This is a genomic window from Campylobacter geochelonis, from assembly GCF_013201685.1.
In the GTDB taxonomy this organism is placed as follows: Bacteria; Campylobacterota; Campylobacteria; order Campylobacterales; family Campylobacteraceae; genus Campylobacter_B; species Campylobacter_B geochelonis.
In genome coordinates, this window is the sequence record NZ_CP053844.1 from 97,275 (window position 1) to 122,737 (window position 25,463).

Sequence of the window (25,463 nt, forward strand, 5' to 3'; positions counted from 1 at the left end):
TTATCTCTGTTTTAAGTGGTTTTGGTTGAATTTTGGAGGTTTGTATGAAGTGCGTGGTTGTAGGTAATAAAGCTATTTTAAAAGAATATGGCAAAATTTATAAATTTAGCTTAAAAAATCAATGCGTTGTAAAGCAAAAATTAGCTTTTTGTCTTGAAAATAGCATAGTTAGCAAAATTTGCGCAGTTAGCAAGAGGCAAATTTTGCAAATAATTAAAACAAACACAGCAAAAACTACTCAAAATAGCGAGTTAAAACCAAAAATATATGCTAGCCATTTTGCTTGTGGCTTGGGATTTTAGGTTGTGATGGTGGTTGAGTAATGCTAGGTAAGATAGTTGATGATGGAGTTATAGCTAGTAATGATGGCGAAATTTATAAATTTAGCATAGATGCGTTTAAAAACAAAGATGTTTTAAATCGCAAGCTTGAATTTGGCGATGAAGTCGCGTTTATGCTTTTAAACGATAAAGTAAGTGAGGTGTATTTTATCGGCGATGTAAAAAGCAGCAAACAGAGCCTAAAAAATGCTAAATTTATAAATAAAACGCAACTAAAAACTCAAAATCCAGATAAAACTAGCGATATATCGCGCAGCCAAAGCACCCAACAAAATACCGATATAAGCACGAGTTTAGACATCAAAGAAACATTTGTGGTTAGAAATAAAAATGATTTTAAAGGATTTTTTTATACTAGCGGATACTGGTGCGGTTGCGCTATAACGGTTATGGTTGTGATTTTGATTTTTGCTTTTGTAGAGGCTAGGATATGATAGGTGTGATTTTAAGTCCAAATTTGATAAAAGCGCAAAACGATGAGCTTTATGAGTTTGATATGAGTTCTTACGTAACGCCAAAGCTAAAAGTTGGCGATAGGGTTAAATTTAGCATAGAATTTGGTGAGGTTAAAAACTTAAATCTCATAAATGAGTCTATAGCTTTTATAAAAGGCGATTTAAAAAATACTTTTGGGGCTAATAAGCTAAATTTGGATTTAAAAAATATAAAATTTAGCCAAAATGCGCCAAATTCAGAACAAAAAGATGAAAATTTTAATAAATTTGAAAAGAAAAGTGTTAAAAATCCTAAAATCCAGATAGTAAAACCACGAAGCGGATCTTTTGTGCGGTTTGGGCTTGGTCTTAAAAATGGTGTAAAAGATACTTTGTTATTTGTTTTTGCTATTTTTATCCTTTATCTTTTGTGTTGGCTTGCTTGGGTAGTTATAGATGGCTTTTTTACGCTTTTGGTTGGTTTTTTTAGCGGATTTTCTTCTTTGATAGAGTATGTAGGCAAAAAATGAATTTATTGGCTTGTTTTATTCGTTATTTTCAAATAAAAGTAAATAAAAATGTTGTTTTTAAGAGCTTAAAAATCTTATTTTCGTTAAAATTACGCAAAAAGCAATCAAATTGTAAGACATTTTTTTGGTTTAGCGTAGGTTGTTTAAAAATATATTTTTTAAATTTAGTTAAATTCGTTTTTTTGGATAGAAAACAGAAAATTTAGAAAATAAATTTATCAAAATTTAAAACTAAATTTAAGAAATCAAGGATAAAATATGGATAGATTAGAGGCTGCAAGATGTGAAAAACTTGCCCTTGATATAGCAAACGAAGTAACGCTTAGTCCTGCTTTATACGACGCGTTTTGCAAGGTTAGCAGGAGTGAGTTTGCTCCAGTTGGCGCTCATGCTTTTAGCTTAAATCCGCAGCCGATTTTGGCAAATCAGTGGATAAGTTCACCTTTAACAGTAGCTAAAATGACTATGGCATTAGAGCTTGAAGGAGTGGATAAAGTCCTTGAAATCGGCTGTGGAAGCGGATATCAAGCGGCGATTTTAAGCAAGATTGTGCGTAGAGTTTTTACTATCGAGCGGATATCAAAGCTTGTAAATGAAGCGAAAAAACACTTTGAAAATTTAGCCATTTCAAATGTGCATGTAAGATATGATGATGGGAATGCTGGATGGAAAAATTATGCTCCGTATGAGCGAATTTTGCTATCGGCTGCGGCTAAAAGTATCGATGAGAGGCTTTTTTCTCAGTTAAGCGATGGTGGAATTTTAGTTGCGCCTATCGAGGAAAATGGTCGCCAAAAGATAATTAAATTTTATAAAAAAGATAATCAAATACAAAAAGAGATTCTTTCAGAGTGTGTCTTTGTGCCACTTTTGAGCGGAAGAGAATAAAGGAGCGTTTTATGAGTACAAATTCTAGTTATGTGGATAGTTTACTAGATCTTTATAAAGAGAAATTTTCAGACAGATCTTTAACAAACAAAGTTTTAGCCATCTCATCTGCTTTAGATGTGCTTTCAAAAGTTAGCCAAAGTTTTAGCCAAAAAGAGGGCGAATTTTTACAAAATTTATATATAAATTTTAGCAACGAATCGCCAAATGATATAAAAATTTTAGATTTTAGTCTAAATTTTACACATCCGGAGTATTTTTTCATACCTAGATTTTTAGAGACAAATATTAATTATTTTTATAACGATTTTGCTTTAAAAGATAGAATTATAGCCCATCAAAACACATTTACAGGCAAGAAAAATCAAGCCATTTCTGAGTTTTTAAGCGGAAGCGATAAAGATATAGTGGCGTTATATATTTTTATAGAAAATATAGCTAAAAATTATGGCGATTTTTGCGAAGATAAAGAGCTAAAACACGCTTTTAAAACAAAAATTGTCAAATTTTACGATGCATTATATAAGCTTTTTGAAGCAAGTAGTCAAAATTTAGTAAAAGAGTATTTTAACCTTACGCTTTTAAATCAGCCTATGCTTTTGGTTGAGTTTGTGAAGTCGTGTTTGCTCTCTGATAACATTTTAAGCGTTGTTGCGCTTTTTAAAGATGAAACAAGGCTAAATTTACACTTAGAAGATGGGTATTTTATGTCGCTAAGTGATAACTTGCTTTTGGAATTTATAAGCGTTGTAGCGGTGTATAATCCAAACTTAACTATATGTTTTTATAACCAAAGTAGCGTTTCGATTTTATCAACTATCGATAGCGGTGAGATACGAAATCTGGAAGATTTTTCGCAAAAAAGTGCCAAATTTATCACAGAGTTTAAGCCATATCCAAACGCATCTGATGAAAATAGTATAAAATGTATTTATGCTAGTTTGTTTTTTGAGTATGTTTTAAAGTATAAAAACAACAATCTATCTTTAAATACGTTATATATGGGTGGCGTTGGTAGCGGTAAATACAACAAGATAAGAGAGATACTACATATAAAAAATGTCCCAGAGTATCGATATCGGTTTATAACATTGCATCCTGGATATGACTATAGCGACATTATGGACGGTTTTGTAAATGGAGTGTTTGTAGATGGTGCGTTTAAACAGATGTGTAAAAGAGCGATTTTAGATAGTCAAAATGAGTATTTTATAATCCTACATAACATCGCTAACTGCGATATAAACTCTGTTTTTGGCGAGAGTTTTCAACTGCTTTTAGATAGATACTCAAGCACAAACAAAGGCGCTTTTGTGCAGAGCAAAAACTCGCCTGCTATAACGGCTTTTGATGAAAATAAAAAAGAAAAATATAGCGTTTTGTTAAAAGATGGGGTTTCTTGTTTTGCGATACCGTCGAATTTATATATCATAGCAACTTATGATTCAAATTTAGGGTTTGATGAAAACTGGGCGCTTTTCTCGCGCTTTTTTACTTGTATAAAGCTAGATTGCGATTATACGAAAATCGAAGCTAGCTTAGAAGGAGTTAAAAATGCTCACGGCTTTGTTAAAATTTGTAAAAAACTTAACGAATTTATCCAAAATGACGTGCTAAATGACAGCAATATCGAGATAGGACACTACGTATTTTTAAAGATAAAAGAGCAAATAACAAATGATGAAATTTCAGATAAAGTTTTAAAAGAGTTTTTTGATATCGAGTTATCATCTATTTTAAGCTCTATTTTTGCTAAATTTCTTACCTATCAAGAGAGCAGAAAAGCTGTAAATTCAGCCAAAATACTATTTAAATTAAGTTAGGTGCTAAATTTGTTAAAAAGATTGCGTCTTTTTATTCATACGTATGATCCGGCTAAATTTAGCCTTATATACTCGCTAAAAGCGGTATTTGCGCTTATTTTAAGTGGGCTTATAGCCTACTTTTGTTCCGGACTTGGCGCTACTGTTTGGGCGATAAATGGAGCAAGCAACATCTTTTTTTTAAATGCGATTGATGGAACAAATAAAGAGAAATTTTTCTATCTATCGCTGTTTTTAGCAGTTTCTTTGGCATTTATCTTTTCGGCTAATTATGTCGATGCATTTGGGGTTTGGCTTTTTGTGCCAACTTTTATCTGGTTTTTTATCGCTTCGACTAGTTCGATTTTAAGCCAGAATTTAAACAAAGTCTTGCTTGGAGCAAGCTTTACTTCTATCATAATTTTGGCGTTTAAACATAGCCACGGAAGTATAGACAGCAAAGAGATAGCCATAGGATTTTTCATAGGTGGAGTAACTGCGACTTTAATTAGAGTTTTAAATTTTAGCGGATATGGACTTTTTACAAAGCGAAGTTTTAGCGCGCTTTTAGATGATATAATCCTTACAAATAATGCTAAAAATGAGTCTAAATTTGAGTTTTGGCAAAACAAAACAGTGCAAAATATCGCAAATTTAAAAAACATCTTTTCAAAAAATAGTGTAAATTTAAAAGACACAAAACTTATCAAAAACCACACTAGAGCGATATTTTATCTATATAAAATGGAAGAGTTGATCTACTGTATTTCAACTATACGTTCTAGGTATTTTAGCAACGATGATAGAAAAACGCTGTTTAACAGGTTGCAAAAAGAGATTGATTATAACTTAAACGAACTTAAAAATCTTTTCGTAAAAAAAGATGTAAATTTAAAATTTGATACCTACAACCGTGTTAAAAGCCTAAAAGAGATGCCCATTTTTATGGCTTCGCTCGATGTTTTATACAACCTTTTTAAAATCATCGTTGCAGGTGGCGAAGAGAAAATCGCGCTAAAAGCAAAAAGGCAAAAGCTATCATTTGTAAAGCTAAAAGAGACGCTAAATTTAAAAAATCAGCTTTTTCAGTTTTCTTTAAAATACTCATTTGCGGTCGCTTTTAGCGTATTTATAGCCTCAGTTAGCGGGATAAATCGCGGTATGTGGATAGCGCTTGGTGTAGTAACTGTGATGAGGGCAAACGCCACTGCTGTAAAAAACGTCACAAAAGATGCCATCATAAGTACTATTTTAGGCATGGCAGTTGGCATAGGCATAGTTTTTGTCTTTAAAGATACTCCTGAGTTTTATCTTTTTGTTTTGTTGGCTGCATTTTTTATATTTTATTTAAAAACTTTTCCATATACGGTTTGGAATTTTAGCCTTATCGTGGCTTTGGCGATTTACTTTTCTATCATAACGCCAAATTTTTCAGACTTGATTTTCTTTAGATTTATCGATATGTGCATAGGGTTTTTAATAGCCGTTATCATATCTATGACTATTTGGCCATTTAAAAGCAAAGATGAGTTAATGCCTAAATTTATGCAGAATTTAACGAATTTATCGGACTCAATCGATGATATGATAGATGTCGAGAAAAAGGGCGAATTTTATAAAAATACCCATAAATCAATAAATGGCATAAATGAGTTTAAAACCGTTATAAAAGAGAGCAAAAAGAGCGAATTTTTACCACTTTATGAGAATTTAAAAGAGATAAATTTAACTATTTTAAAGCTTAAAAGCTACCTATCAACCACACAAGATGAAGACAGCGAAATCACCAAAAACGACCTTACTATGCTAAAAAGGCGTTTTGAAATGATACAAAATAAGATAAATAAGTTGCCGTTTTATTTCTATGAAGATACAAAAGAGCTTTTCTTAAACAAAGACACTAAAACGCTATTTTTGATGAATAAAATAGCTAGCAAACAAGAAGAAATTTACCACTTTTTTGACTAAATTTAGCTTTAAATTTAGTCAAATTTGCTTGATTTTTTAAATTTAGATGATTTAGTCTTGACAATAGTTAGATATCTAACTATAATTTCACTATGAAAAACAGAGCTATCATCGCATATTGCGCAAGAATTAGAGAAAAAGCAAACAAACTTATCATAAACTCACTAAAAGCTAGTGGATACAATGACATCGCGCCAAGTCATGGAGATATACTAAATTTGCTTTTTAGTGGGCAAAGTTATCCTATGGCAAAAGTTGCTCAAAAAATTTATAGAAGCAAACCAACCGTTACAACTTTAGTTGAAAAACTTGAAGTAAATGGCTATATATCACGCTTTAAAAGCGAAGATGACGCAAGGGTAGTGATGATAAAAATAACGCAAAAAGGCTTAGAGCTAAAGCCGATTTTTGCTAAAATTAACGATGAGTTAAGCCGCGTAACGCAAAACGAGTTTTCACAAACAGAGCTTGATTTTTTAGAAACTTTGCTTAAAAAAATGACACTAAATTTAAAAGAGTTGCAGTAAAAATTTTAAATATATAGTTAGATATCAAACTATATATTTAAGGTTAAAGCCAAATTAAAGGAGATAAAATGAACTTTAAATTAACAAGTTGCAAAGATGAGCCAAGAGTCGTGCTAAAAGATGCGCTAGAGCTAAGTGGCTGCGAGATGTCGATAAATGAACTACCAGCTGGAGTTAGCGTGCCATTTATCCATGCGCATAAGCAAAATGAGGAGTTGTACTATGTCATAAGTGGCAAAGGAGCACTTTACATCGATGGAAAAGAGCTTGAGATAAAGGCTGGTGATGCCTTTAAAATCGCGCCAAAAGGCGAGCGCTGTATCAAAGCTGACGCAAACTCAAGTATCAAATTCATCTGCATTCAAGCCAAAGAAAATAGCCTAGAAGCTTGTACGCAAGATGATGGGATTATCATAGAGGGTAAAAAACCAAGCTGGTTGTAAAAAATTAAATTTAGCTTTAAAATTTACAACGCTTAACCAAGTAAAGCTAAATTTGGCTATGTTTTTAGCAAATGGCGTATTTTAAAATATTTTGCAAGTATGCTGTTTGCTTTAAATTTAAAAATACTTATTTTTATACAATAAAATTTAATAAAATATTATATCTGCTAACGCAAATTTAGTATTTAAATCAGCTCTGCGATAACATTTGTTGCAAAATATCTTAAGCCAGCTTAGACAATTGCTAGCACCAAAGCTTCACGATAACATTTGTCTGCTAGCATAAATGCAACATCGCCAAGTCTTTAAGTATAAATTTAGAGAATTTTTATTTATTTATCATCCTTTTGCGCTAAAAGCTTAATAAAACTATAGGCAAAAATTCTTCAGCAGACACATAAAAGTTAAATAATTTATAAATTTATTAATAAATTCAGTTTAAATTTAAGTTAGGAATTTGAATTTATATTGCCTAGAATAGCGATATTTGGGACTTTTAATAGCCAGTTTACATAATATTAAAGAATAATTATTTTTTTAATTTAGTTTTAATTTTTATGTTTATATAATTTCAGGAATTAACATGTAATTAATTTTAGTAGAGGAGAATTTATGGAATTCTTAACAAATCTTAGCAATGGTACGCAATTTGCTTTGCAGCTTATTATCGTACTTATCTGTCTATTTTATGGTGCAAAAAAGGGCGGTATAGCTCTTGGTATGCTTGGTGGAATAGGTTTAGTTCTTATAGTTTTTGGTTTTAGTGTAAAACCTGGCAATCCAGCGACCGATGTTATTTTCACGATTTTGGCTGTTGTTGTTGCTAGTGCAACGCTTCAAGCAAGTGGCGGTCTTGATGTTATGCTTCAAATCGCAGAAAAAATCCTACGTAAAAATCCAAAATATGTAAGTATTTTAGCTCCTTTTGTAACTTCTACATTAACCATTTTGTGCGGAACTGGACACGTTGTTTATACCGTGCTTCCGATAGTTTATGATATCGCTATAAAAAATGGCATAAGACCAGAAAGACCGATGGCGGCTAGCTCTATAGCGGCTCAGCTTGGTATTATAGCAAGTCCTGTTTCAGTCGCTGTTGTGACATTGACTGCGTTTTTGTTAAATGCAAATCATCATCTTGAGAATTTTAACGGTTACACAGATTTACTAAAAATCACAATCCCATCAACTTATATAGGTGTTTTAGCGATTGGAATTTTCTCTTGGTTTAGAGGAAAAGACTTGGATAAAGATCCAGAATTTCAAGAAAGAATCAAAGACCCTGAGTTTAAAAACTACGTTTACGGAGATAGCACAACTCTACTTGGTAAAAAACTTCCTATGATTCAATGGGTTGCTATGTGGATTTTCTTAGCTGCAATTGCTCTTGTTGCATTGCTGGGATACTACAGCGATTTGCGTCCTGCATGGGAGGTAAAAGGCGTGATGAAACCGCTTGGTATGACTCAAGTTATCCAAATTTTCATGCTTTTAACTGGTTCGCTTATATTGATTTGTTGTAAAACAGATGCAAGTAAAATCGGTAAAAATGAGATTTTCCGCTCTGGTATGATTGCTATGGTTGCTGTTTTTGGTATTTCATGGCTTGCAAATACAATGTTTTCTGTCCATACTCCGATGATTAAAGAAGCTCTTGGTGCAGTTGTTACAGATCATCCTTGGACATATGCTGTTATGCTTTTGCTTATCTCAAAACTAGTAAATTCACAAGCTGCGGCTCTTGTTGCGTTCGTGCCACTAGCTTTAGGTATCGGCGTTAGTCCTGCTATAATACTAGCCTTTGCTCCAGCTTGTTATGGATACTATATCCTTCCAACATATCCAAGTGATTTGGCTGCTATTCAGTTTGACCGTTCAGGTACAACTCACATAGGAAGATTTGTTATAAATCACAGCTTTATAATACCTGGTTTAATCGGTGTTATCGTATCTTGTATAGCTGGTTATATCATAACTGGACTTTTTGGCTATCTATAATAGTTTTGTCTTGAAGGCTTTTGCTTTCAAGACAATCTTTACAATTTTTTTAAAGCACTCTGAATTTTATCCTCTTTAAAAATTTAAAAAATCAAAACGGTAAAAATTTAGCAAAATACAAATCAAATATCTTAATCATAAGAGCAAATTTGAGGCATTTATGAGATACTTCCAAAATACCTTATAACGGACTTGAAAATTTAATATTTAATTGAACTTTTAAGCCGTTTCTTGTAAAAATACTTAATAAATTTCTACCATAAAATGCTAAATTTAATGAAAAAGCAGGGATTATCAGCATAACTTTCACACAGCCACAATTTACAGATAGCTACATAGCTATAGTGGCAGCTGGAACTTCTGATTTAGCTGTAGCGCAAGAAGCCTACGAGACTGCGACATTTTTTGGAAATAGCACAAAACTGATAGTTGATGTTGGCGTAGCTGGTATAAACAGGCTTTTTTTACATCTTGAAGAGCTACAAAAAGCTAAAGTTATCATCGCTATTGCTGGTATGGAAGGGGCTTTGCCTAGTGTTGTAGCAGGGCTTGTAAGCGTGCCGGTTATCGCGGTGCCTACAAGTGTTGGTTATGGGGCGAGTTTTGGAGGAATGGCAGCACTTTTGGCCATGTTAAATAGCTGCGCAAACGGCATAACTGTGGTAAATATAGATAATGGCTATAAAGCGGCGTATAGCGCTAGTTTGATTAGCCATATCTGAAAATTTTACTTGAGGGGTTTTGGCATAATTTAGTTTAGTAAACGGTCAAATTAATAGAAATTTATCTATCAAGACGCGGTGCGTGCGCTAAATTTATCTGGCTATATAATTATAATTTATTTTAATATAACTTTAATAGCACGAAAGCATACCTAGCCGAATTTATAAGTTAAATCAGGCTAGTGTATTTTAAGTGATTGCCGCAAAATTTAAGCTATCTGATAATTTCTCTTGCGCAAAAAACTGCTAAATTTAAAAGCAATACTCTTTCAAAAACTCTTCTAATTTACCATTTTCATACTCTGCTTGCATGATTTCTAAGTTGTAAGGATCAATATGTATCAAAGCGATGATTTCGCCTTTTTTATCCCTTGCAACGACTGCTTCGCCATCTTGTGAGCCTTGAAAATCAACGCTAACATCATCGGAGTGTTTTTTAAAGAAATTTATGATTAAATTTGTATAAAATTTACGCATAGTAAGATACTGCGAGGATTCTGAAATCGGGATAAAATAGCCACCTATAAGAACGCAGGCATCTTTTTCGAAGCGTTTTTGGTTATAAATTTTTCTTATTTTTGCTCGTTTCATATCTTTCCTTTTTTGGTTTAAATTTTTATCACAACATTATAGCAAATTTTAACTTTGGAAGTAGAATTTTAGCGGTTTGTAGACGACTTGATGGGCTTTAAGGGCTTTGCTTTGCTTACTTTTGATATGATTTTCTAGCTTTTATGTGTTGTGATACAAGTTTGTCATTCCAGTTTTGTTAAAAAATACATTTGTATCTTCTTTTATACTTTGCGATTGTATTTGTGATGATTGTAGATATAAAATTTGTAGTTTATATTCAAATTTAACAACTGAATTTAAATTTTTATATTTATATAAGCAAGTTTGGGTTATAATTCATCTCTTATTTTGTGTGTCAAGGTAGCTCAGCTGGTTAGAGCGCTGGTCTCATAAGCCGGAGGTCGAGAGTTCAAGTCTCTCTCTTGACACCATTTACAAAAAACTTCATCAAACAAACCCCTATAATAACGAGATTTCTTAAAAGGTCAAAAGAGCCATTCTAGGCTTTCATATAATTAGCTAGCTTAGCATTTGTTTAAGTTTTCTTAAACCATTCGATGGGGTGGTGGGTTTTGATTTTTGGTAAATTTTTTTGTGAGTTTTTGTATTGCTCGTAAATAAAATTACAAAATTCATATAATTAAGTATAGGTTAAAATAATGAGTAATGACACCAAGAATTTAATTAAACCTCCTAAAATCAGTACTTTCTTAATAATGTTAAGGTCTATAAAATCGAATTGATACAATTAATAGTCAAAAAGTGCGAATTTTGATATATAAAGTTATCAAAAAGCGTAATAAGCTTAAGAGTTTTGACATTAATACATTTAAATATGAGTTTAAAGGCATATTATTTTGGTTATACTTGTTTTAATTTTAGATTGATTTTTAAGATAATATGATATGATTTTATCAAAATTTGTATTATCAAAAAACAAGCTAGTATATTAAAGTTAGAAATAACAAGAAACGCTGATAGTTTATTACACAAATATAAAAGCAAGAAAATAATATAAATAAATTTTATCTAATTTACATTTTTATAATAAAATATAATTTATATTAACAATATTAAAGCTGGTTAAAGAGTTTATTATCAAATTTAAAAATAATTTTATTAACTAAATGTATTAAAATATATGATTTTATGTTTATATAAATTTTGCCAGCTTATAAATACAGTATAAATTCTCTAAATTTACATATTAATTTAAAAAAAGTATAATGATAGTCGCATAAGAATTGATAATAAAAATTAATCATAAATTTATATAAAACCAAACTTTCTCATAAATTTAGCTCTTAATCATCATTAAAATGCAGAATTTTGCTAGTTAAAAGTATAAAACATGAAATTCGACACAACGTTATAGTCCTAAAAAAGCCCTAAATTTGACCAAATCTGATAAAATTCTCGATATTTTTTGCTATTTTTGGCGCTGCTGTTGTGGCTGGTTCTATGTAGCATTTTGTGAAGTAGGGATCTATGCGCGAGCTTTCAAGATTATTTAATATGCTTAAACCAACCATTCTAGCGTAACTTGCGACATTTAAAACCTCGCCACTTGTGCCGATACAAACAAAAAGCTTGGCTTCTTCAAGTCTTTGATAAAGCGTTTCATACAATGGCGCAAGCTCGCCAAACATCACGATATGGTGGCGGATTTTATCGCTTTTACACATTGGGCAGATTTTTCCAGTTTGCGCTTCGTAGCCTACTTCAAAAACACTCCCGCACTTCTCACACCTTAGTTTTGTAAGCTCTCCATGCAAGTGCACAACATCCTCACAACCAGCTCTTTCGAGCAAGTCATCGACATTTTGAGTTAAAACAGAGATTTTATCACCAAATTTAGCCTTAATCTGAGCTATGGTTTTGTGAGCGAAATTTGGCTCTACATCTTTAAGTTGCGCTCGTCTTTTATTATAAAAGTTAAGAACTTTTGGCCTATCTTTTCTAAAGCCTTGCGTGGAGCAAACCTCCATCACATCGTATTCTTCCCAAAGTCCGTTGCTATCTCTAAAAGTTTTTAGCCCACTTTGAGCTGAAAGTCCAGCGCCGCTTAAAATAAGAACTTCATGCACCATAACTCCTTGTAAAATGTCTAAATTCTATAAATTTTAAGCCAAATTTTTAAGTGATTTTCGCTAAAGATTTGACTAAATTTTGGCTAAATTTGCGCACAAGCATTTAGCCAAATTCTTAAAACTCGCCTTTACTGACAACCCTCGCATTCGATGCTTCTATCCATCGTATCTTTTTCAAAACTCTCTGTTTCTGGGCTTTGGCTGCGTAGATAATAAGTCGATTTTATACCAAGTTGCCACGCAAGAGAGTAAATCTCGCTTAGCACTTTTCCACTTGCTTTATCAAGCGAGATGAAGATATTTAGACTTTGTCCTTGATCTATCCACTTTTGGCGAATCGCACCTGCTTTTATAAGCAAACGCTGATCTAGGTCATACGCTGGCGTGTAAAACTGCCAAGTTTCTGGGCTTAAATTTGGAACAACTACAGGTATCATGCCGCTTAAGTTTTGCTCAAACCATTTGCGTTTATAAACTGGTTCAATCGTTTGAGTTGTTCCTACAAGTATACTTATGCTCGAAGTTGGCGCTATCGCCATAAGATAGCCGTTTCGCATACCATCTTGTTTGACTTTTTCGCGTAGTTTTTCCCAGTCGCAACTATCCTCATCAAAAAGCCCACCACGAGAGACTAAGGCTTTAGCATTTTCGTTGGCTAAGTCGATAGGAAAGATTCCTTTTGACCAAATCGAGCCGTCAAAATCTGGATATTTGCCTTTTTCTATGCTTAAATTTGATGAAGCGTAAATCGCGTTGTAGCTGATGTTTTCCATGATTTTATCAATCAGTTCGAAATGCTCATAGCTTCCCCATTTTATAGCGCGCTCTGCTAACATCTGTGCTTCGCCCATAACTCCAAGTCCGATTGAGCGGCTTTTGAGGTTGGTGTGTTTGACTTTGGCGTGTGGGTAGAAGTTAAGGTCGATAACGTTATCAAGCATTCTAATCGCGATAGGAACGACTCGTTTTATCTCTTCTTTTGTATTAATCTTGCCTAAATTTATACTAGCAAGGTTACAAACTGCGGTGAGCCCTTCATCAAGCCCTTTTTCTACTATGAAAATTTCACGCCCATTTATGCTATCAAGCGCTGTGATTTTCTTAGCTTTTTTGCTATATCCGCCATCGACAACGACATCTTCATCCTCTTCAAAATACTGATAACTTTGGTCGTTAAAAACAACTTTGATTTTATAGTGGTTTGGCTGTGTGTTTTGGAAAATTTCAGTACATAAATTCGAACTTCTAATAAGCCCAGTATGGCTGTTTGGATTTGCTCTATTTGCATTGTCTTTAAAGCATAAAAACGGCATTCCGCTCTCAAAACAACTCGTTAAAATCTTTTTCCATAAGTCTTTTGCCATCATGGTTGATTTTGAAATTTTAGGGTCGTTTTCATACTCTATATATTTTCTCTCAAACTCTTTTCCATACATATCGCACAAGTCAGACACATCAACTGGATCAAAAAGCGTCCATTTTTCGTTATTTTCGAGGCGTTTCATAAAAAGATCATTTATCCAAAGCGCAGGGAAAATCTCATGTGCTCGTCTACGCTCCTCGCCAGAGTTTTTACGAAGATCTAAAAAGTCGCTAACATCCATATGCCAAGGTTCGATATAAACGGCAATTGCACCTTTTCTAGTGCCTAGTTGATCGACTGCAACGGCGATGTCGTTTGTGATTTTAAGAAATGGTATTATACCGCCAGCTGCGTTTTTATGCCCATCGATACTTCCGCCCATAGCTCGAACTTTGCTCCAGTCCCAGCCGATTCCGCCACCAAATTTAGATAAAAGCGCCATCTCTTTATAGCTATCAAATATACCTTCTATGTTATCAGGTGTGCTTCCAACATAGCAGCTTGAGAGCTGGTGGCGCGTGGTGCGGGCGTTTGATAGAGTAGGGGTTGCAAGCATGACTTCAAATTTACTTATCAAATCATAAAATTTCTTAGCCCAAGCTTGACTATCAAGCTCATTTTGTGCTAAAAACATCGCAATCGCCATAAACATATGCTGAGGAAGCTCGATAGGCTTGCCACTTCTATCTTTTATAAGATATCTATCATAAAGCGTTTTTATGCCAAGATAATTAAACTGCAAGTCGCGCTCTGGCTTTAAATAAGCGTTTAAGTCTTCTAAATCATACTTTTCTTTTAGTCCAGCCATAATGCGACCCTCTTTTTCGGCTCGCTCGAAATACTCGCTTAACGTGTTATATCCGTTATAAGTGGTTACTTTGTGGTATAAATCATACAAAAACAGCCTTGCTGCGACAAATGTCCAGTTTGGACGGTCGATGTCGATTTTATCGACTGCAGTTTTAATCAGCGTTTGTTGAATTTCTTCAGTGCTTATCATATCTCGAAACTGAATTTTTGCGTCCACTTCAAGCTCACTAAGGCTTACGTTATCGATACCTTCGACTGCAGAAGTGGTGTATTTTTTAATCTTTGATATGTCTAACTCTTCAGTTCTTCCATTACGTTTTATTACTTTCATTATTTTCCTTAAATTTATTTATAGTTACTTTGATAGAATTTTGGTCTTACTCACCAAAAACCCTTTTAAAAATTCCATCTACATTTTTAGTATAGTAACCATAGTCAAAGCATGATTTTATCGCATCTTCATCAAGGCATTTTCTTAAATCTTCATCTTTTAATAAATTTTGTAAAAACAAGCTGTGTCCCGCCTCATCAACTGCTTTTTTACCCTCTTGTAAATCAGCCCAAACTTTCATCGCATTTCTTTGAACGATTTTATATGCATCTTCGCGAGAGATTCCCTTTTTAGGAAGTTCTAGTAAAATTCGTTGAGAAAAGACAAGTCCGCCAGTTAAATTTAGATTTCTCATCATATTTTCTGGATACACGACAAGTTTATCGACTAAACCGCTCAAGCGATTTAGCATAAAATCAGCCGTGATAAAGCCATCTGGCAGGATAAATCTCTCAACCGAACTATGACTGATATCGCGCTCATGCCACAAAGCGACATTTTCCATAGCTGGCATTGCGTAAGAGCGTATCATACGACAAAGTCCGGTAACATTTTCGCTTAAAACTGGATTTCGTTTATGTGGCATCGCGCTTGAGCCTTTTTGTCCTGGACTAAAGTATTCTTCACACTCATAAACTTCCGTTCTTTGGTAGTGGCGGATAGCGACTGCGATTTTCTCGCAACTTGAAGCCAAAATCGCCAAAGCGCTCATAACTTGAGCGTATCTATCTCTTTGGATGACTTGATTACTTGCTGGAGCAGGGCGAAGTCCTAAATTCTCGCATACAAGCTCTTCAAGCTCAAGTGGAGCGTGAGCGAAATTTCCCATAGCGCCTGAAATTTGACCTACGCTTATAACTTTTTTAGCATGTTCTAGTAGTTCCATCGCACGGTTTATCTCATCATACCAAATAGCAAGAACCAAACCAAATGTTATCGGTTCGCCGTGAATTCCATGGCTTCGACCGACCATTAGTGTCTTTTTATGCTCATACGCGCGTTTTTTTATCGCAGTTTTTAGCTCTTTGACATCTTCAAGTATCAAATCTAAGCTATCTTTTATCTGTAAAGCCACGGCTGTATCGATACAATCGCTACTTGTCATGCCATAGTGAACCCATCTACTCTCATCACCCAAACTCTCGCCAACGCTTGTTAAAAAGGCGATAACATCGTGTTTTGTGGTTTGCTCTATCTCATCTATGCGTTCTATGTCAAATTTAGCGTTTTTAACTATCTTTTCGCACTCCTCATCGCTGACTAAGCCAAGCTTGTTCCATGCTTTTGTTGCTGCGATTTCAACCTTTAGCCACGCATCATACTTGGCTTGAACGCTCCATTTTTCACTCATGATTTTTCGTGCGTATCTTTCGACCATCTTTTACCTTCTTTTAAACAAATTTTATATAAATTAATGAATAAATATTCTATCAAAAAGTGAGTAAAAATTGCCTTATAACAAAAAAAATATAGCTACTGCAACCGGTCAAAAAGCTTATGAAATTTTACTTAAAAACGGTTATAGTATGAAGTCGGCTCAAAGCCTTATAGATAGGGGTCGCATGATAAATAATGACTTAGTCGTAAAAGGCAAAAATCAAGTGCTTTATGGAGATGTTTTTTTGATCGTTTATGAGTGTTTGCCACGTGGGTTAAAGCCAGTTTTTGAAGATGAAGAATTTGCTGTTTTTGATAAACCAAGTGGAGTTTTAACACATCAAAACGGTAGAAGTTGTCAGTACAGCTTAAATGATGAGATAATATCGCTTTTTGGGGCAAATGCAAAGGTCGCACACCGTTTAGACAAAGAGACAAGTGGGCTTATTTTAGTTGCAAAAAATAAAGAAGCTGAAGTTTGTTTTAAAAAAATGTTTGAAGAGAAGCTTATAAAAAAGGAGTATTTGGCGTTTGCCAGAGGAAAAACTGAGTCTAAATTTGAAGTAAGTGTAAATTTAGCTCAAAATTTAGGTGCAAAAAGCCTTAAAAATAAAATGTTTACTAGTAAAAATGGCAAAGAGTCTTTGACTAAATTTGAGACTATCGAATATCTCGATAAATTTGATATTTCATATCTGCGTTGCATTCCAAAAACAGGCAGACAACACCAAATAAGGGCACATCTTGACTATGCTGGGCACGCGATTTTGGGCGATACGATGTATGGTGTGAGCGATGAGGTGGCGTGTGATTTTTTAGATGAGAAAATTTCTCAAGAGAGCAGGGTAGAAATTTGTGGAAGTTCAAGACTTTTACTTCACTCAAATTTACTTGAATTTATTTATAAAGGTCAAATTTACAGCATAAAAAGTTGCGTTGATGTGAAAAATGAATTTTTAAAGTGCATTGACTATTAGATTGTTTCACGTGAAACATCAAGTTAGCTAAAATTTATCTGAATAGCATTGATGAGATAATAAATCTCTTATCAAATTTTAAAAATTTGCGATAAGAGATTTAAAAAAAATGTAAAATATAAAGTAAAATTTGCTTTAATTTTGTCTAAATTTACTAAAAATTGTAGCTAAATTTAGACAAATATATGGTATAAATTTAGCCCATTTACAGCTTATCAAATTATCAGTGACACATATCCAAAAACTCAAAACCCATATCTTCAAGTCGTTTGATATCTTTGCTTGCGATTTCGCCTTTTTGCGTTAAGTAATCTCCTATAACTATCGCCTCTGCACCATACTCAAATATCTCGTATTGCCTATCGCCAAGAACTGCTTCTCGCCCGCCAGCTATCATAACTCTTGTGTTTGGCAAAGCTGTTTTTGTCTCTTTGATGATTTTAAATGCCGTATCGGCGTCTAATTTTGGCTGTTTTATCGGTAAAGCAGGGTGAGAAATAAAGAAATTTATAGGCGATGAGAACGGATTTAACTCCTTTAATGAGCTTAAAAAACTAATTCTATCTTCTTCGCTCTCGCCAAGCCCATGGATTCCGCCACAGCAAAGCTCTAGTCCAACTTCTTTGGCATATAAATTTGTAGCAAATCTATCATCCCAAGTGTGGCTATCGCAGATGTTTTTATAAAATTCGCGAGAGGTTTCGAGGTTATGGTTATAGCTAAAAACTCCAGCTTTTTTAAGCTCTTTTAGCTGCTCTTTTTTAGCTATGCCATTGCAGCCAATTAGCATTAAATTTGGCTCAGCTTTTTGCACTGCGTGAGCTGCAGCGCAAACAAACTCAACTTTGTTATCATTTAGCCCAACACCAGATGTAACCAAGCAAAAGCCTAAAGCGTGATTTGCTTTAGCGATTTTTGCCTCTTTTACGATTTGAGCGATATCTTTTTGCTTATATGTATCGACAACGGCGTCATTTTTTACACTTTGGGTGCAAAATTTACAGTCTTCACCACAATTTCCACTTGAGATATTACTAATAGCACATAACATAATTTTTTTCACTACACATTCCTATTTTTCTTCATTGTCTTTTTCAGACATAATAACTTTAAGCATTCCGCCGATAGCAACAACCACCACGATAATCAAAAATCCTATTTCAAACAGATCAACCTCACTCAACTCTGCTCCTTTCTTTTAATTGTCCACACGCTGCACTGATATCAAGCCCCTTGCTTTGGCGAATCGTGCAAGTTACGCCATGAGCGCAGACATAATCTTGGAATTTTACCATATTTTCTGGGCTAGGGCGTTTAAATTCGCTTCCTTCATGTGGGTTAAAATATATTAAATTTACCTTCGCTTTTATCCCATGAAGTAGCTTAACAAGGGTTTTTGCATCACTTAAATGGTCATTCACGCCATCCATCATCAAATATTCAAACATCACGCGTTTTCGCATATCGATAGGGAAATTTCGCACAGCATCCATTACCGAAGCGATATCATAAGCACGGTTAATCGGCATTAATTTATCTCTAAGTTCATCATTTACCGCATGAAGCGAGATAGCTAAAAGCACTCCTAAATTCATCTCGCCAAGTTTTTTTATCTGCGAACTAAGTCCACTTGTTGAGATTGTTTGGCGGCGTGGGCTTATGGCAAGTCCGTCATTATCTGTGAAAATTTTTACCGCTTTTGCGACATTTTCAAGATTATTAAGTGGCTCACCCATGCCCATATATACGACATTTACACGTCTTTCATACGGGATATTGTTTTCATTTTTTAAGTATAAAACTTGTGCAACGATTTCGCCAGCGCTTAAATTTCGCACAAATCCACCTTTTGCTGTTAGGCAAAACGCACAGCCGATTTTACATCCCACTTGTGAGCTAACACAGACTGTATAGCGCGCGTGTTGGGTGATTTTACCATCTTCATCGACAGTTTCGCTTTTCATTGGAAGCAATACTGTTTCTATGGTTTTTCCATCTTTTAGTTCAAAAAGATACTTTATGCTTCCATCTTTGCTTTGCTCGGATTTGAGTTTTTTAAGCGGGTCGATGTAGTAGTTTTGCTTTAAATTTTCGCGAAGTTCTTTTGGCAAGTTTGACATATCATCAAAACTTTTAGCATTTTTTTTATAAATCCACTCATAAATTTGTTTAGCTCTAAATTTAGGCTCGATAAATTCTTTGAGTTCGGATTGTAGATAATCAAGTAAATTTTTCAAATAATTCCTTTTTTCTTAACATATTCTTCAATTAAAATTTTGGCATTTTTGTGATTTTTAAGAAAATCTATATGAGCGAACTCATCACAAAAATTCGTGCTGCAAAAAATTCCGTAAGCTGGAATTTTAAAAAAATTCGCAACGCGTAAAATAGAGTAAAACTCCATATTTTCTAAAAAATAGCCCAAATTTGCAAATTTATAGGCTGAAATTTTGTCTGTAGTTATGAAGTTGGAGGAGTTTGCGATGATTGTTTCACGTGAAACATCAGTGGTTAATCTAGCCATAATCGGCGAGTAAGATTTCTTATCTAAATTTGAAATTTCATGCTGAACGCAAGAGCTGCTCTCATAAATTTTTAAAATTTCTCCATCTTTATAAAGCCCAGCAGTTCCAACGAAAATCAACTCTTTTGGTAGCTTTTCTGTAAGCAAATTTGTTAAATTTATAGCACTATCGATAAGTCCGATTCCAACAGGAGTAGCAAATTTAAAGCTTTCAACTTCTCCAGCACAAACTATCAAATTCTAACTCCGATACCATTTTCTAAAAGATATTTTTTTAAATCTGATATTTTTATCTCGCCAAAGTGAAAAATCGAAGCTGCCAAAGCCGCGTCTGCGCCATGTGTGAAAGCATCTTTTATATGCGCCATATTTCCAGCGCCACCACTTGCTATGATTGGGATATTTAGCATTTTACTCATTTTGCTTGTGATGTTTAGATCATAACCGCTTTTTGTGCCGTCTTTATCCATAGAAGTTAGTAAAATCTCACCACAACCTCTACATTCAAGCTCTTTTGCCCACTCAAGCGCATCAAGCCCGGTATCAACTCTGCCGCCATTTATAAAAACATGGTAATTTTCACCAACTTTTTTAGCATCAATCGCCACAACTATGCACTGAGAGCCAAATTTAGCCGCAGCTTTGGTTATCAAATCAGGATTAGCGATAGCAGCCGAGTTTATGCTGATTTTATCACATCCAACGTTTAGAAGAGCCGAAATATCATCAAGGGTTCGAATTCCGCCACCAACAGTTAGAGGGATAAAAAGCTCTTTTGCGACTTTTTCTACAACATCAACTATGGTTTTTCGCTTTTCGTGCGAAGCTGTGATATCTAAAAAACAAAGCTCATCCGCACCCTCATCGTTGTATCTTTTGGCAGTTTCAACAGGATCGCCAACATCTTGTAAATTCACAAAATTTATACCTTTTACAACTTTTGCGTTATTTACATCAAGACAAGGGATGATTCTTTTAGCAAATTTATCCACAAAATCTCCTTTTTTACCGCTATTTTAACGAAAAAAACTTAATCTAATAACTTTATAAGTATTTTTAGCTATAATGGTGCGATGATTAAAGCTAAAAAACAGTTCGGACAAAATTTTCTTATCGATAAAAGCGTGCTTAGTAAAATCATCCAAGCGATTCCCAAAGGTGTGTATAACATCGTTGAAATTGGGCCTGGCTTAGGTGATTTAACCGCTGAATTATTAAAAATTTCAGAGGTTGAAAGTTATGAAATTGATGTAGATCTTTATAAAATTTTATTAGATAAATTTAGTCAAGATATACAAAAAAACAGATTGAAACTCCATCTTGGAGATGTTGTTGATACGTGGCAAAAGAGTGGTTTAAGCAAAAAAAGATACTTTTTAGTTGCAAATTTACCATACTATGTAGCAACGAGGATTATACTAGACGCGATTGATGATGAGCTTTGTGAGGGCTTTGTCATCATGATACAAAAAGAGGTCGCTGATAAATTCTGCGCACTTGGTGGTGAGAGAGAATTTAGCGCCTTGTCTGTGCTTGGAAATTTACAAGGCGAGTGCAAGAGCCTTTTTGATGTCTTACCGCAAGCGTTTAATCCGCCTCCTAAAGTAGTTTCATCTGTCATAAAACTTGAGAAAAAAGATAGTCTTTTTTGTGAAAATTCGCCATTTGCGGATAAAAAAGAGTATGTGGAATTTAAAGATTTTTTAAAAATTTGCTTTGTATCTCCACGAAAAACTTTGGCAAAAAATCTCTCGAGTAAATTTGATAAGTCTTTAGTAAATGAAGCTTTTGACAAGCTAAATTTAGATAAAAATTTAAGAGCACATCAGCTTAACAACGCCTTATTTATAAAAATTTTTAATTTTTTAAAGGCAGGAAATGGAAAACAACGAGAGTAACAACTCAAACAACGAAAATGTAGTCAGTCGAGAGACAAATTTAAAAAAAGAAAACAGACACGCAAGGCATCGAAAAAACCTTCAAAAACAAGCAGCCACAAGCGATAAAAAAGAAGATGGCGCGCAAACTAGCGAAAAACCAGCTTCAAAAAAGCCTCACGCTAAGCAAAATTCAGCCAAAAACGCTCAGCCAAAAACGCAAGATGAAAAAGCAAATTCTTCGCAAAACAAAAAACGAAAAAGAAAGAGCAAAGTCCCTCAGTGTCTAAACGGCAACGAGCCGTGGCAAGAGGCGATTCAAAAGACGATTGTTGCTAACAAAGCAGTCCATGAGCTACGCTTAAATCCGCTAAAATATGCAAAAGGCAGTAGCGAAAAAGTCCGCATAACTCCGCTTGGTGGGCTTGGAGAAATCGGCGGAAATATGACTGTGTTTGAGACAAGCACAAGCGCGATTATCGTAGATGTTGGTATGAGCTTTCCAAGCGAGAGTATGCTTGGAGTAGATATTTTAATCCCTGATTTTGACTATGTAAGAAAGATAAAAGACAAAATCAAAGGCATTATCATAACTCACGCGCATGAAGATCACATCGGTGCTTTGCCGTATTTTTTCAAAGAATTTAACTACCCGATTTATGCAACTCCACTACCTTTAGGTATGATTTCAAATAAATTTGAAGAGCATGGACTAAAGGCGCAAAGAAGCTTTTTCCATCCAGTTGAAAAGCGTAAAATTTATACTATCGGAGACTTTGATGTTGAGTTTATCCACATCACACACTCAATCATCGATGCTTCGGCACTTGCTATAACTACAAAAGCTGGAACTATCATACACACTGGCGATTTTAAAATCGACCACACCCCAATCGATGGCTATCCAACCGATATCGGGCGTTTGGCAGAGTATGGCGAAAAAGGCGTTTTGCTTTTGATGAGCGATAGCACAAACTCACACCGTGAAGGTATGACAAAGACTGAAAGTAGTGTTGGAAAAACTTTCGATGGAATTTTTTCTAACTCAAAGGGCAGGGTGATAATGAGCACATTTAGCTCAAACATCCACAGGGTTTATCAAGCTATCGAGCGTGGTATAAAATATGGCAGGAAAGTTTGCGTTATCGGGCGAAGTATGGAGCGAAATTTAGCAACAGCTATTGAACTTGGATATGTAGATCTTAAAAAAGAGATTTTTATCGATGCTGATGAGGTCGGAAAGTATCCAGATAATGAGGTTTTAATCGTTACAACAGGCTCTCAAGGTGAAACTATGAGCGCGCTTTATCGCATGGCAACAGATGAGCATAAATACATCAAAATCAAACCAACAGATCAAATCATCATCTCAGCAAAAGCTATACCTGGAAATGAAAGTAGCGTTTCGGTTGTTCTAAACTATCTTTTAAGAAGTGGTGCGAGTGTGGCTTATCAAGATTTTAGTGAGATTCATGTTAGTGGACACGCCGCACAAGAAGAGCAAAAACTGATGATTCGCCTAACAAAACCTAAGTATTTTTTACCAGTTCATGGCGAGTATAACCACATCGTAAAACACAAAGAAACGGCAGTTAGTTGTGGGGTTGATGAGAAAAATATCTATCTTATGAGCGATGGCGATCAAGTTGAGGTCTGTTATGCTTATATGAAACGGGTAAAAACGATAAAAACAGGCAAAGTTTTTATAGATAATCAGATAAATAAGCAAATTTCTGATGATATTGTAAAACATCGCCAAAATTTAGCAGACGCAGGTGTTGTCATGATAATAGCTCAAATCGATCAAAGCGATAAACATCTGATAAAAACTCGCGTTGTAAGCTATGGCTTGGTATCTGAAAGAGAGCAAAAAGAGCTTGCTAAAGATATGGAAAGTGTTTTGATACAGTTTTTAGCAAATTTAAAAACCGAGCTTTTACGAGATCAAAGAGCGCTAGAAAGCCAGATAAGACAGGCTGTTAGAAAGCATATCTTTAGAAAAATCAAGAAGTATCCTACAATCGTTCCGATTATTTATCTAATGTAAAAGGCAAAATATGAGTGAAATTTTAGAAACTGCACGCGAAGTTTTAAGACTAGAGGGCGAGGAGCTTTTAAGACATATAAATTTGCTTGACAAGAGCTTTGAAAATGCGCTGAATTTGTTATATAACTGCAAGGGAAAAGTCGTTATAACTGGCGTTGGTAAAAGCGGACACATCGGCGCTAAAATCGCAGCAACGCTAGCAAGCACTGGTACTTCAAGCTTTTTTTTACATCCTACAGAAGCGCTTCATGGCGATCTTGGAATGGTTGGAAAAGATGATATTATAATCGCGATTAGCTTTAGTGGAGAGAGTGAAGAGGTGGTAAAAATACTACCTCACATCAAACGTTATGGTGTTAAAATCATAGCCATGAGCAAAAACCCAAACAGCTCATTAGCTAAATTTAGCGATGGATTTATAAGCTTAGATATTATAAAAGAGGCATGTCCTATAGGTGCAGCACCTACTGTTTCTACTACGCTAACACTTGCACTTGGCGATGCGTTAGCGATTTGTTTGATGAAGATGAGAAATTTTAAAGCTGAAGATTTTGCAAATTTTCATCCAGGCGGAAGTCTTGGGAAAAGACTTTTTCTAAAAGTTAGTGATATAATGCGGACTAACGACTTGCCTATAGTTAGTGATGATGTTAGTCTTAAAATAGCGATAAATTCGATGACGCACGGTAAACTTGGAAATGTTTTGTTAGTAGATAACAATGCAAAGTTAGTGGCGATTTTAAGCGATGGTGATTTAAGAAGAGCGTTGATGAATGATAAATTTGATATCAACGATAAGGCGATAAACTACGCTACGAAAAATCCAAAAACAATTGATAATGCAGGAATTTTAGCCTCAAAAGCACTAGAAATCATAGAAGAGTATAGAATTCAAATGCTAGTCGTAACTGATGAAGATAAAAAGCCGATTGGGACGCTGCATATACATGATTTAAGCACATTAGGAATTTAAAAATGCAAAAAATGAGACTAAACAAATTTATTTCACACAACACAAACTACTCTCGCCGCGAGGCTGATGAACTAATAAAAGAGGGCAAAGTTAGTATAAATGGGCGTGTTGTTAGTGATTTCGTTGAGGTGGGTGAGGGCGATAAAGTCCGTATAAGCGGGCGTTTTGTCAAGCTTAAAAAAGATTTTACGGTAATAATCTATAACAAACAAAAAGGCGAGTTAGTAACCAAAAAAGATGATCGTGGACGAAAAACGATATATGATAACTTGCCAGATGGGTTTTCTAAATTTGTTAGTATTGGGCGCTTGGATTATGCAAGTGAAGGGCTTTTGCTACTAACTGATGCACCTGCAATCGCGACGGCTTTGATGGAAAGTGATATCGAAAGAATGTATTATCTAAAAGTCAAAGGCGAAATCACAGAAGAGGTCATAGCTGCGATGAGAGAGGGCTTTTTCGCAAGCGATGCGACAAAGGGCGCTCATGCAAAAACACAGATAAAATCGATGGAATTTAAGCCATTTTTGGCTTATTCTATACTTGGAAGTAGTGGCGGGTATACAAAGCTAAAAGTTATCATAAATGAGGGCAAAAACCGCGAATTAAGGCGCTTTTTTGGATACTTTGATCTTGAAGTGATGGACTTAAAACGAGTTAGTTTTGGCAGGGTTGATTTAGGAATGCTAAAAGATGGCAAATGGCGATATCTAGAGCCAAATGAGTATGAAGACTTAAGAGACTTTTTAAAACAAAATAAGGTGTATTACTAACAAACAGCTTAAAAATTTGTTAGTTAAAAGAAAATTTAGCCGTATAAAACGGCTAAATATAAGCACAATGCTTACCCACAAAAGGGTGATTTGCA

22 protein-coding genes, 1 tRNA gene and 1 pseudogene are annotated in these 25,463 nt (G+C 34.7%); 16 read left to right on the top strand and 8 right to left on the bottom strand.

Going from position 1 to position 25,463, the window contains the following annotated elements:
* The first annotated feature begins 44 nt into the window (after positions 1–44).
* The 10 genes and pseudogenes from CGEO_RS00455 to larB all read left to right on the top strand — a co-directional run.
* The gene (locus CGEO_RS00455; protein WP_075494268.1) at positions 45–302 is read left to right on the top strand and encodes a hypothetical protein; all 258 of its coding nucleotides are present in this window, start codon (positions 45–47) and stop codon (positions 300–302) included.
* Between the two features lie 20 nt (positions 303–322).
* Complete coding sequence (locus CGEO_RS00460; RefSeq protein WP_075539934.1) at positions 323–775, top strand: hypothetical protein; 453 nt, start codon at positions 323–325, stop codon at positions 773–775.
* Entirely contained in the window at positions 772–1,305 is a 534-nt protein-coding gene (locus CGEO_RS00465) for a hypothetical protein (RefSeq protein WP_075539933.1), read from the top strand. Before CGEO_RS00460 ends, CGEO_RS00465 begins: the two co-directional genes overlap by 4 nt.
* Positions 1,306–1,563: 258 nt before the next feature.
* On the top strand, positions 1,564–2,193 hold the full coding sequence (locus tag CGEO_RS00470; protein ID WP_075494264.1) for a protein-L-isoaspartate(D-aspartate) O-methyltransferase: 630 nt from the start codon (positions 1,564–1,566) through the stop codon (positions 2,191–2,193).
* Positions 2,194–2,204: 11 nt separating this feature from the next.
* A complete protein-coding gene (locus CGEO_RS00475; RefSeq protein WP_075494263.1) occupies positions 2,205–4,016 on the top strand; it encodes a hypothetical protein in 1,812 nt (603 codons plus the stop codon).
* A gap of 9 nt (positions 4,017–4,025) precedes the next feature.
* Entirely contained in the window at positions 4,026–5,963 is a 1,938-nt protein-coding gene (locus CGEO_RS00480; RefSeq protein WP_075539932.1) for an FUSC family protein, read from the top strand.
* Positions 5,964–6,055: 92 nt separating this feature from the next.
* The gene (locus CGEO_RS00485) at positions 6,056–6,490 is read left to right on the top strand and encodes a MarR family winged helix-turn-helix transcriptional regulator (protein WP_075494261.1); all 435 of its coding nucleotides are present in this window, start codon (positions 6,056–6,058) and stop codon (positions 6,488–6,490) included.
* Between the two features lie 68 nt (positions 6,491–6,558).
* The gene (locus CGEO_RS00490; RefSeq protein ID WP_075539931.1) at positions 6,559–6,933 is read left to right on the top strand and encodes a cupin domain-containing protein; all 375 of its coding nucleotides are present in this window, start codon (positions 6,559–6,561) and stop codon (positions 6,931–6,933) included.
* 612 nt (positions 6,934–7,545) lie between these two features.
* The gene (locus CGEO_RS00495) at positions 7,546–8,931 is read left to right on the top strand and encodes an anaerobic C4-dicarboxylate transporter (RefSeq protein ID WP_075539930.1); all 1,386 of its coding nucleotides are present in this window, start codon (positions 7,546–7,548) and stop codon (positions 8,929–8,931) included.
* Positions 8,932–9,197: 266 nt separating this feature from the next.
* Positions 9,198–9,653, top strand: a pseudogene (gene larB / locus CGEO_RS00500) (nickel pincer cofactor biosynthesis protein LarB); the annotation flags it as partial.
* A gap of 252 nt (positions 9,654–9,905) precedes the next feature.
* Here the strand turns inward: larB and CGEO_RS00505 are convergent.
* On the bottom strand, positions 9,906–10,244 hold the full coding sequence (locus tag CGEO_RS00505; RefSeq protein ID WP_075494258.1) for a hypothetical protein: 339 nt from the start codon (positions 10,242–10,244) through the stop codon (positions 9,906–9,908).
* Positions 10,245–10,580: 336 nt separating this feature from the next.
* Here CGEO_RS00505 and CGEO_RS00510 point away from each other — a divergent pair.
* Positions 10,581–10,657: transfer RNA gene (locus CGEO_RS00510), tRNA-Met, on the top strand.
* 957 nt (positions 10,658–11,614) lie between these two features.
* On the opposite strand, the gene CGEO_RS00515 is transcribed toward CGEO_RS00510, so the two are convergent.
* The 3 genes from CGEO_RS00515 to purB all read right to left on the bottom strand — a co-directional run bounded on the left by CGEO_RS00515 (position 11,615) and on the right by purB (position 16,198).
* Positions 11,615–12,313, bottom strand: a complete 699-nt coding sequence (locus tag CGEO_RS00515; RefSeq protein WP_106381563.1) for an SIR2 family NAD-dependent protein deacylase — start codon at positions 12,311–12,313, stop codon at positions 11,615–11,617.
* 131 nt (positions 12,314–12,444) lie between these two features.
* Complete coding sequence (locus tag CGEO_RS00520; RefSeq protein ID WP_075494249.1) at positions 12,445–14,820, bottom strand: ribonucleoside-diphosphate reductase subunit alpha; 2,376 nt, start codon at positions 14,818–14,820, stop codon at positions 12,445–12,447.
* A 46-nt stretch (positions 14,821–14,866) separates the two neighbouring features.
* The gene (gene purB / locus CGEO_RS00525; protein ID WP_075539928.1) at positions 14,867–16,198 is read right to left on the bottom strand and encodes an adenylosuccinate lyase; all 1,332 of its coding nucleotides are present in this window, start codon (positions 16,196–16,198) and stop codon (positions 14,867–14,869) included.
* Positions 16,199–16,268: 70 nt separating this feature from the next.
* On the opposite strand from purB, the gene CGEO_RS00530 reads away from it, so the two are divergent.
* The gene (locus tag CGEO_RS00530) at positions 16,269–17,174 is read left to right on the top strand and encodes an RluA family pseudouridine synthase (RefSeq protein WP_075539927.1); all 906 of its coding nucleotides are present in this window, start codon (positions 16,269–16,271) and stop codon (positions 17,172–17,174) included.
* 223 nt (positions 17,175–17,397) lie between these two features.
* On the opposite strand, the gene CGEO_RS00535 is transcribed toward CGEO_RS00530, so the two are convergent.
* From CGEO_RS00535 to hisF, 4 genes are all read right to left on the bottom strand, one after another.
* Complete coding sequence (locus CGEO_RS00535) at positions 17,398–18,225, bottom strand: biotin synthase (protein ID WP_075494361.1); 828 nt, start codon at positions 18,223–18,225, stop codon at positions 17,398–17,400.
* Between the two features lie 124 nt (positions 18,226–18,349).
* Positions 18,350–19,411 (bottom strand): dual-specificity RNA methyltransferase RlmN, encoded by a 1,062-nt coding sequence (rlmN, locus tag CGEO_RS00540; protein ID WP_075494246.1) that lies wholly within the window; start codon positions 19,409–19,411, stop codon positions 18,350–18,352.
* Positions 19,408–19,935, bottom strand: a complete 528-nt coding sequence (locus tag CGEO_RS00545; protein WP_075494245.1) for a nucleoside phosphorylase-I family protein — start codon at positions 19,933–19,935, stop codon at positions 19,408–19,410. Before CGEO_RS00545 ends, rlmN begins: the two co-directional genes overlap by 4 nt.
* Positions 19,932–20,690, bottom strand: coding sequence for an imidazole glycerol phosphate synthase subunit HisF (hisF, locus tag CGEO_RS00550; RefSeq protein WP_075539926.1), 759 nt, complete (start codon positions 20,688–20,690; stop codon positions 19,932–19,934). Before hisF ends, CGEO_RS00545 begins: the two co-directional genes overlap by 4 nt.
* A gap of 81 nt (positions 20,691–20,771) precedes the next feature.
* Between hisF and rsmA the strand changes: the two genes are divergently transcribed.
* The 4 genes from rsmA to CGEO_RS00570 are packed head-to-tail and all read left to right on the top strand — an operon-like array spanning position 20,772 to position 25,368.
* Positions 20,772–21,596: a 16S rRNA (adenine(1518)-N(6)/adenine(1519)-N(6))-dimethyltransferase RsmA gene (gene rsmA, locus CGEO_RS00555; protein ID WP_075539925.1), complete on the top strand. Its 825-nt coding sequence runs from the start codon at positions 20,772–20,774 to the stop codon at positions 21,594–21,596.
* Complete coding sequence (locus CGEO_RS00560) at positions 21,577–23,622, top strand: ribonuclease J (protein ID WP_075494242.1); 2,046 nt, start codon at positions 21,577–21,579, stop codon at positions 23,620–23,622. Before rsmA ends, CGEO_RS00560 begins: the two co-directional genes overlap by 20 nt.
* A gap of 10 nt (positions 23,623–23,632) precedes the next feature.
* Positions 23,633–24,595 carry a KpsF/GutQ family sugar-phosphate isomerase gene (locus CGEO_RS00565; protein WP_075539924.1) on the top strand — a complete coding sequence of 321 codons (963 nt, stop codon included), beginning with the start codon at positions 23,633–23,635 and terminating at the stop codon, positions 24,593–24,595.
* A gap of 11 nt (positions 24,596–24,606) precedes the next feature.
* Positions 24,607–25,368, top strand: coding sequence for a pseudouridine synthase (locus CGEO_RS00570; protein ID WP_172658144.1), 762 nt, complete (start codon positions 24,607–24,609; stop codon positions 25,366–25,368).
* The last annotated feature ends 95 nt before the right edge of the window (positions 25,369–25,463 follow it).